This window comes from Streptomyces sp. JW3, assembly GCF_052216785.1.
Lineage (GTDB): Bacteria > Actinomycetota > Actinomycetes > Streptomycetales > Streptomycetaceae > Streptomyces.
The window spans coordinates 1-8393 of sequence record NZ_JBQOUX010000185.1; the positions used below are offsets into that span (position 1 = coordinate 1).

At 72.5% G+C, this 8393-nt stretch carries 7 protein-coding genes; 3 read left to right on the forward strand and 4 right to left on the reverse strand.

All coding sequences use genetic code 11. The features are described 5' to 3' along the window. Nucleotides 1-44 precede the first annotated feature (44 nt). The 3 genes from ACTT8P_RS37310 to pdhA are packed head-to-tail and all read right to left on the reverse strand — an operon-like array spanning nt 45 to nt 3670. Nucleotides 45-1469, reverse strand: coding sequence for a dihydrolipoamide acetyltransferase family protein (locus ACTT8P_RS37310; protein ID WP_442836237.1), 1425 nt, complete (start codon nt 1467-1469; stop codon nt 45-47). A 10-nt stretch (nt 1470-1479) separates the two neighbouring features. Beyond that, complete coding sequence (locus ACTT8P_RS37315; protein WP_442836238.1) at nt 1480-2457, reverse strand: alpha-ketoacid dehydrogenase subunit beta; 978 nt, start codon at nt 2455-2457, stop codon at nt 1480-1482. 1 nt (nt 2458) lies between these two features. Next, on the reverse strand, nt 2459-3670 hold the full coding sequence (gene pdhA / locus ACTT8P_RS37320; protein WP_442836239.1) for a pyruvate dehydrogenase (acetyl-transferring) E1 component subunit alpha: 1212 nt from the start codon (nt 3668-3670) through the stop codon (nt 2459-2461). A 321-nt stretch (nt 3671-3991) separates the two neighbouring features. Between pdhA and ACTT8P_RS37325 the strand changes: the two genes are divergently transcribed. The 3 genes from ACTT8P_RS37325 (at nt 3992) to ACTT8P_RS37335 (ending at nt 6317) form a co-directional block, all read left to right on the forward strand. Continuing rightward, nucleotides 3992-4648 carry a response regulator gene (locus ACTT8P_RS37325; protein ID WP_442836240.1) on the forward strand — a complete coding sequence of 219 codons (657 nt, stop codon included), beginning with the start codon at nt 3992-3994 and terminating at the stop codon, nt 4646-4648. Between the two features lie 88 nt (nt 4649-4736). After that, nucleotides 4737-5168 carry a pyridoxamine 5'-phosphate oxidase family protein gene (locus ACTT8P_RS37330; RefSeq protein WP_442836241.1) on the forward strand — a complete coding sequence of 144 codons (432 nt, stop codon included), beginning with the start codon at nt 4737-4739 and terminating at the stop codon, nt 5166-5168. Between the two features lie 117 nt (nt 5169-5285). Then, nucleotides 5286-6317, forward strand: a complete 1032-nt coding sequence (locus ACTT8P_RS37335; RefSeq protein WP_442836242.1) for a phosphotransferase — start codon at nt 5286-5288, stop codon at nt 6315-6317. Between the two features lie 40 nt (nt 6318-6357). Here ACTT8P_RS37335 and ACTT8P_RS37340 read toward each other — a convergent pair whose 3' ends face one another. Beyond that, on the reverse strand, nt 6358-7971 hold the full coding sequence (locus ACTT8P_RS37340; protein ID WP_442836243.1) for a protein kinase domain-containing protein: 1614 nt from the start codon (nt 7969-7971) through the stop codon (nt 6358-6360). Nucleotides 7972-8393: the final 422 nt, after the last annotated feature.

Sequence of the window (8393 nt, forward strand, 5' to 3'; positions counted from 1 at the left end):
CCGCCGGCGGGCGGTGGACCCCCTCGCGCGTGTCCGCGTGTCCGCTACGCCCAGCTGATCAGCCGCTTGGGCTGCTCCAGGACCGCGGCCACGTCGGCCAGCACCTTGGAGCCCAGCTCGCCGTCGACCAGCCGGTGGTCGAAGCTCAGCGCCAGCGTGGTGACCTGACGGGGTTTCACCTTGCCCTTGTGCACCCAGGGCTGGAGCTTGATCGCGCCGACGGCGAGGATCGCCGACTCGCCGGGGTTGAGGATCGGCGTGCCGGTGTCGATGCCGAAGACGCCCACATTGGTGATGGTGACCGTGCCGCCGCGCATCGCGGCCGGGGAGGTCTTGCCGTCCCGGGCCGTCGTCACCAGCTCGCCCAGCGAACGGGCCAGCTCCGGCAGCGTCTTGCCGTGCGCGTCCTTGATGTTCGGCACGATCAGACCGCGCGGGGTGGCCGCCGCGATGCCCAGGTTGACGTAGTGCTTGACCACGATCTCCTGGGCGGCCTCGTCCCAGGCGGCATTGATCTCCGGGTGCCGCCGGATCGCCACCAGCAGGGCCTTGGAGATCAACAGCAGCGGATTGACCCGCAGCCCCTCGAACTCCTTGTCCTGCTTCAGCTCCTCGACCAGCTTCATCGTGCGCGTCACGTCGACCGTCACGAACTCCGTGACATGCGGCGCGGTGAACGCCGAGCCGACCATCGCCGCCGCCGTCGCCTTGCGCACCCCCTTGATGGGCACGCGGGTCTCCCGGGCGGTGTCGGCCGTGTCGTACGCCGCCGGGGGCGCCGTCGGCTCCGTGCGGGCCGGCGTCCCGGCGGACGGCTCCGGGGCCGGCGTCGCCACCGCCGCGTGCACGTCCTCGCGGGTGACGACGCCGTCCGGGCCGGTCGGGACGACCGCGGCCAGGTCGACGCCGAGGTCCTTGGCGAGCTTGCGCACCGGGGGCTTGGCCAACGGCCGGGCGCCGGCGACCGGGCCCGGCCCCGCGACGGCCGGCCGGCCGCTGCCGTTCAGCTCCGCCTGGAGCGCGGCGGCGGCCGGTTCCGCCGGGGCTGACGCGGGGAGCGTCTCCTGAGGCTTGCGCGGGCGGCGGCGGGTCGACGACGCGGCCACGCCGTAGCCGACCAGGACCGGCTGGCGGCCCTGCGGCTGCTCGGGCTCGGGCTCGGGCTCGACCGTCTGCCGAGCGGGCCCGGCCGCCGTCCCGCCGCCGGTGTCCACCGTGATGATCACCGTGCCCACGTCCACCGTGGTGCCCTCGGGGACCCGCAGGTCACGGACCACGCCGTCGTAGGGGATGGGCAGTTCGACCGCGGCCTTGGCGGTCTCCACCTCGCAGACCACCTGGCCGTCGGTGACCGTGTCACCCGGCTTGACGAACCACTTGAGGATCTCGGCCTCGGTGAGTCCCTCGCCCACGTCGGGCATCTTGAACTCGCGCACCGAGCCCACGGCCCCTTCCGTCATCGTCGTCACGGCTCTCTCCTCAGTACGCCAGCGAGCGGTCGACGGCATCCAGCACCCGGTCCAGGTCGGGCAGGTACTCCTCCTCCAGCCGGGCCGGCGGGTACGGCGCGTGGTAGCCGCCGACCCGGAGCACCGGGGCCTCCAGGTGGTAGAAGCAGCGCTCGGTGATCCGCGCGGCGATCTCCGCGCCCGAGCCGAGGAAGACCGGCGCCTCGTGCACCACGACCAGCCGGCGGGTCTTCTCCACCGAGGTCTGCACCGTGTCGAAGTCCAGCGGGGAGATGGAGCGCAGGTCGACCACCTCCAGGGACCGGCCCTCCTCGGCCGCCGCGTCGGCCACCTCCAGGCAGAGCTTCACCATCGGGCCGTAGGCGACCAGGGTCAGGTCGGTGCCCTCGCGGGTCACCCGCGCCCGGTGCAGCGGGCCGGGGATCGCCTCCGGGTCGACCTCGCCCTTGTCCCAGTAGCGCCGCTTGGGCTCGAAGAAGATCACCGGGTCGTCGCTCTGGATGGCCTGCTGCATCATCCAGTAGGCGTCCGAGGAGTTCGACGGCGTGACCACCTTCAGGCCCGCCACGTGCGCGAACAGCGCCTCCGGGGACTCCGAGTGGTGCTCGACCGCGCCGATGCCGCCGCCGTAGGGGATGCGCACCACGACCGGCATCCTGACCTTGCCGAGCGCCCGCGCGTGCATCTTCGCGAGCTGCGTGACGATCTGGTCGTAGGCCGGGAAGACGAAACCGTCGAACTGGATCTCCACCACCGGCCGGTAGCCGCGCAGCGCGAGGCCGATCGCCGTGCCGACGATGCCGGACTCGGCGAGCGGGGTGTCGATCACCCGGCCCTCGCCGAAGTCCTTCTGGAGGCCGTCGGTGACCCGGAAGACACCGCCGAGCTTGCCCACGTCCTCGCCCATGACCAGGACCTTGGGGTCCGTCTCCAGGGCGTGCCGCAGCGACTCGTTGATCGCCTTGGCGATCGCCATCTTCTCGGCCATGTCAGTTACCCCCCTCTGCATCGGCGAACGACGCCTGGTAGGCGGCGAACTGCGCGCGCTCCTCGTCGACCAGCGCGTGCCCGTCCGCGTACGCGTGCTCGAAGAGGGCGAACCGGTCCGGGTCCGGCATGGCCCGGACCGCTTCGCGCACTCGTTTGCCCAACGCCTCGCTCTCCGCCTCCAGTTCCGCGAAGAATCCCTCGTCCGCGTGGTTTGCGGCCTCCAGGTGGCGGCGCAGCCGCAGGATCGGGTCCTTCGCCTCCCAGGCCAGCCGCTCGTCGTCGGGCCGGTAGCGCGAGGGGTCGTCGGAGGTGGTGTGGGCGCCCATCCGGTAGGTGTACGCCTCGATGAGCGCCGGTCCCTCACCCCGGCGGGCCCGCTCCAGCGCCCAGCGGGTGACGGCGAGCGAGGCCAGTACGTCGTTGCCGTCGACGCGCACGCCCGGGAAGCCGAAGCCCTCGGCGCGCCGGTAGAGCGGCACCCGGGTCTGCTTCTCGTTGGACTCCGAGATCGCCCACTGGTTGTTCTGGCAGAAGAAGATCACCGGCGCGTTGTAGACCGCGGCGAAGTTGAACGACTCCATGACGTCGCCCTGGCTGGAGGCGCCGTCGCCGAAGTAGGCGAGGACGGCCGAGTCGGCGCCGTCCATGGTGATGCCCATCGCGTAGCCGGTGGCGTGCACCGTCTGCGCGCCGATGACGATGGTGTACAGGTGGAAGTTGTTGCTGCCCGGGTCCCAGCCGCCGTTGTTGACGCCGCGGAACATGCCCAGCAGGTTGGTCGGGTCGACCCCGCGGCACCAGGCGACGCCGTGCTCGCGGTAGGTCGGGAAGACGTAGTCGTCCGCGCGGGTGGCCCGGCCGGAGCCGATCTGCGCGGCCTCCTGGCCGAGCAGCGACGCCCACAGGCCCAGCTCGCCCTGGCGCTGGAGCGCGGTGGCCTCGGCGTCGAACCGCCGGGTGAGGACCATGTCCCGGTACAGACCGCGCAGTTCCTCGGGGGTGATGCCGGCGACGTACGGATCGAACTCGGCGTTCTTGACCCGCTTGCCCTCGGGCGTCATCAACTGCACGAGCTGCGGGTCGGCGTCCTGGCCGGCGGCGCGCCCGGCGCGTTTGGTACCGGTGGCGCCGGCCGCCTTGGTGCCGGTGGTACCGGCCTTGCTCCCGGCGCTGCGTCGCGGCTTGCGCGCGGCAGTGCTCTCCACGGTCACGTGTGCTCCTCCGTCGGTCCGGCCCCCGGGTTCGCCGGGAGGCGGTGCGGCTCACCCGCGCCCGGCGGGCGCACGGGGTGGGTGCGCCGGAGTCGGACACAGGCGTGACAGGTGCCCCGGCGAGCGTCCTGCACATTGCACGTTACCCAGTGCTCCACATTTCTGTGAAACCCCTCCTGACCTGCGTTTTTACTTGGTATTCCTAGTAAATCGGCAAAGTCGGGAACATCTACTGGTCACAGCGTCGCAGGGGGCCGGGACAACGGCACGTTATCCCGGCCGCCCCGGGCGCGGGAAGAGTCCGTATGTGACACTGACCCTGTGCGCGAAGACGGACATATCAGGGTGTTTCTTCTCGATGACCACGAGGTCGTCCGTCGGGGCGTGCACGACCTGCTCTCCGGCGAGCACGACATCGAGGTGGTCGGCGAGGCCGGCACGGCGGCCGAGGCGCTGGCCCGGATCCCGGCCGCCCGGCCGGACGTGGCGGTGATCGACGTACGGCTGCCGGACGGCAGCGGCGTCGAGGTGTGCCGCGAGATTCGCGCCCACGACGAGTCGGTGCACTGCCTGGTGCTGACCTCCTACTCCGACGACGAGGCCCTGTTCGACGCGATCATGGCCGGGGCCGCCGGTTACGTCCTGAAGGACATCCGCGGCGCCGAGCTGCTGGCCGCCGTCCGGGACGTCGCGGCCGGCCGGTCGCTGCTCGACCCGGCGGCCACCGCGCGGGTGCTCCAGCGGCTGCGCGACGGCGGCGCCCCCGCCGACGACCGGCTCGCCCGCCTCACCGAGCAGGAGCGCCGGATCCTGGAACTGATCGGCGAGGGCCTGACCAACCGGGCGATCGGCGAACGGCTGCACCTCGCCGAGAAGACCATCAAGAACTACGTCTCCAGTCTGCTCGCCAAGCTCGGCATGCAGCGGCGCTCCCAGGCGGCGGCGTACGTCGCCCGTATGCAGGCCGGAAAACCCTGACGCCGCTTTCTTACGCGGGACTTATGTCCTCTGCCCGCAGGGCGTGCGGCCCTGTTTCCGCACCCCCGCGCGGTGCACTGTTCAAGACATGCCCTCAGACGCCCGGCTCGCCGTCGGACTGCTCGGCCGCACCGCCTACGGCCGGGCGGCCACCAGCCTGCGCGCCCTGCCCTTCCTCGCCTTCGCCCGGCACATCGTGGCCGACGGCCGGGTCCTGCTGCGCATGCCCAGGAGCTGCGGGTACCACCGGGCGTGCGCCGGCAGTGTGGTCGCCTACGGCTGCGACAACTCCGGTTCCGCCCGGCCGGGCGAGGACCTGTGGACCGTGCAGGTCGTGGGCCGCTGCGAGACCTACCAGCCGACCCCCGCCGAGATCGCCCGCTTCGGCCCCGCGCCGGACCGGGTGGACGGTGTCCCCTTCGAGGCCGTCTACCTGCGGATCGAGCCCCAGCTCTGGCTCGTGCACGCCGTGACCGAGAACGGCGCGCTCACCAAGGCTGACGGGCTGGGTCGGTCATGACTGACGGACTGGCGACCGAAAGCGACCGTCGCTGACTGTGTGTGACAAACCGCAGCTCACGCCCCCTGCCTGTGCCCTAGCATCGGCGGCGTGCCGCGCTTATGTGTACCGACCACCGTGCCTCACGCGCCCCCTCTGGGCGCCCTTCTCCGCCAGTACCGCGCCGGTTCCGCGCTCTCCTGCGAACCCGTCGACCAGGGCCTGCTGAACCGCGGCTGGCGGCTGTGCACCACCCGCGGTCGCTTCTTCCTCAAGCACCACTTCGACCCCGAGACCGCCGCGCCCGCCGCCATCGACCGCCAGCACCGCGCCACCCGGCGGCTGGCCGGCCTGGGCGTCCCGGTCGCGCCCGCGCTGCCCGGCCGCGACGGACGCACGGTGGTCGTGGTCGGCGGCCACTGCTACGCGCTGCACCCCTGGATCGACGGCCGGCACCGGCACGGCGGCCAGCTCACCGCGGCCCAGTGCGAACGGCTCGGCGCCCTGCTCGGCGCCGTGCACGCCGGGCTGGAACAAGTGATGCCGGGGACCGGGCCGCGGACCCCAGAACGGGCCGGTCCCCGCGACGCCCCCGACCCGGCGGCGAGCGCCGACCCCGCCGACACCTTCGCCCTCATCGACGGCCTCCTCGCCCAGGTGCGCCGGCACCGCCCCGCCGACTCCTTCGACGAACTCGCCCGGCACCGGCTGCTGGAACGCCGGGCCCTGCTGGAGCGGCACGCCGACCGGCGGCCACCGCGCGGCGGCGCGGTGGGCTGGGTGCACGGCGACTTCCACCCGTTCAACCTGCTGTACCAGGGGGACGCCCCGGCCGCGATCGTCGACTGGGACCGCCTCGGGGTGCGCCCCCGCGCGGAGGAGGCGGTCCGCGCCGCCGCGATCTTCTTCGTCGGCCCGTCCGGCCCGCTGGACCTGCCGAAGGTACGCGCGTACGCGCGCGCGTACCGGCGTACCGCGGGCGCGACGCCCGCCCAGCTGGAGGCCGCCGTGCACCGGGTGTGGTGGGAACGGCTCAACGACTTCTGGATGCTGCGCTGGCACTACGAACGCGACGACCGGCGGGCCGACCCGCAGTTCCCCGCGGCATCCGCCCTGGCGGTGTGGTGGACCCGGGAGTACGAGGCGGTGCGCGAGGCGTTCACCGGCTGAGCGGGCGGCCGGCTCAGCCGCCCTGGACGGCTCGGACGGCTCAGCCGCCCAGGCCCTCGGTCAGGCCGCCGTCCTCTTCCTCGCCGCCGCCGTCTTCGTCGCCGGTCGCGGTGTTCGAGGGCTGGGTGCCACCGGTCTCCTCGCCGCCGCCGTCGTCGCCGGTCGCGGTGTTCGAGGGCTGGGTACCACCGGTCTCCTCGCCCGTCGGCTGGGTCTCGCCGGTCTCCTGGGACTCCGTCGCCGACTGCGTCCAGGACGGCTCGTACGACGGCGTGTACCCGTCCCCGTAGCCGCCGCCGGAGTTCTGGTCGGTCTCCGTGTCGCCGGTGGACTCGTCCGACGCGTCGTCGCTCGGCGACTCGGAGGTCTTCTCCTCGCCGGTGCTCTGCGTGGCGCTCGGCGACTTGGTGGTGTCGGTGTCGCCGCCGCTCTCGTTCTCGGTGTTGTTCAGCGCCAGCGCGACGCCCGCCGCGATGGCGATCACCGCGAACACGGCCAGGATCCACAGCTTGCCCCGGCCGCTGCCCCGGTTGCCGTGCCCCTCGAAGCCGCCGTCGTCACCGCCGCCGTAGCCGCCCGGCAGGATCGGCTGCGGGATCTGCGCGGTGCCCGAGTGGTCGGGGTGCGGCAGCACGGTGGTGCCGGCCATCCCCATCCCGGCCGCGGGCGTCTGCCGCCCGTCGTGGTCGACCGGGCCGGTGTTCCAGGTGCCGGTGTGGCCGCCCTGGTCGTACAGCATCTGGAGCCCGTACTGGACCAGCCCGCGCATCTCCTCGGCGGTCTGGAAACGGTCGTCGGGCTCCTTGGCCAGCGAGCGCATGACGAGCCCGTCCAGCTCCGGCGGCACCGCGTCGGAGACCTCGGACGGCGGCGTCGGGATGTCCTGCACGTGCTGGTAGACCACCGACAGCGGGGTCTCGCCGGTGAACGGCGGGCGCAGCGCGAGGAGTTCGTAGAGCAGGCAGCCGGTGGCGTACAGGTCGGAGCGGTGGTCGACGGCCTTGCCGAGGGCCTGCTCCGGGGAGAGGTACTGCGGGGTGCCCATGACCATGCCGGTCTGCGTCATGGTCGTCGACGCGCCGTGCAGGGCGCGGGCGATGCCGAAGTCCATCACCTTCACCGCGCCGCTGTGCGTGATGATGACGTTGGCCGGCTTGATGTCGCGGTGCACGATGCCGTGCTGGTGCGAGTAGGCCAGCGCCTCCAGGACACCGGAGGTGATGATCAGCGCCTGCTCGGGGCCGGGCGCCTCGGCGTTGAGCAGGAGGTCGCGGATGGTGCGTCCTTCGACGATCTCCATCACGATGTACGGCACCGACTGGCCGCCGACGAAGTCCTCACCGGAGTCGTACACGGCGACGATGGCGTGGTGGTTGAGACCGGCCACGGACTGTGCCTCGCGGGTGAAGCGGGCCTTGGAGACCGGGTCTTCGGCGAGGTCGGCGCGGAGCAGCTTGACCGCGACGGTACGGCCCAGGCGGACGTCCTCCGCGGCGAACACCTCGGCCATGCCGCCCCGCCCGAGTCTGCGGGTCAGCCGGTACCGGCCGTCGCCGACCAACCCGCCGTTACCCCAGAGCTCAGGCGCGTCCGACATACCGCCGCCAGTCGCCTCGGGTTCGGACGGGCCCTGAGCGCGCTGCTGCTGTGCCATCAGTCCTCGCCGTCGTTTCTGCCCGCGGTACGCGCGGTGTTGTGTCACGGTCTCCGTCGGCCACGCTACAGCCTCCGCGCAAGCCTCCGGTGCGAGATGGGTGCCGGGCCCGGCACGTGACGGACCGGCCATGAAACCCTGGTTCCGCACTGTCGTGCAAATTCTGTGTACCGTCCGCGCCCGCGCTGTAACTCATCCATGACGCTTCCTTCGCGTACGGACACGGATCGGGCACCGCGCTTGACGCGTTCCGGCCCTTCGGCAGACTTGGCCGGGGCCACGGATCCGGCCAAGATTTTTTTTCCTCGGGTCCGCCGCAGCGGGCCGGCCGACCGGCCGCGACCGCCCATGACCGGCCATGACCGGCCACGACCGAGTGACCTTCACCACGCCGCGGGGGGGGGGGGGGGCGGGGGGGGGGG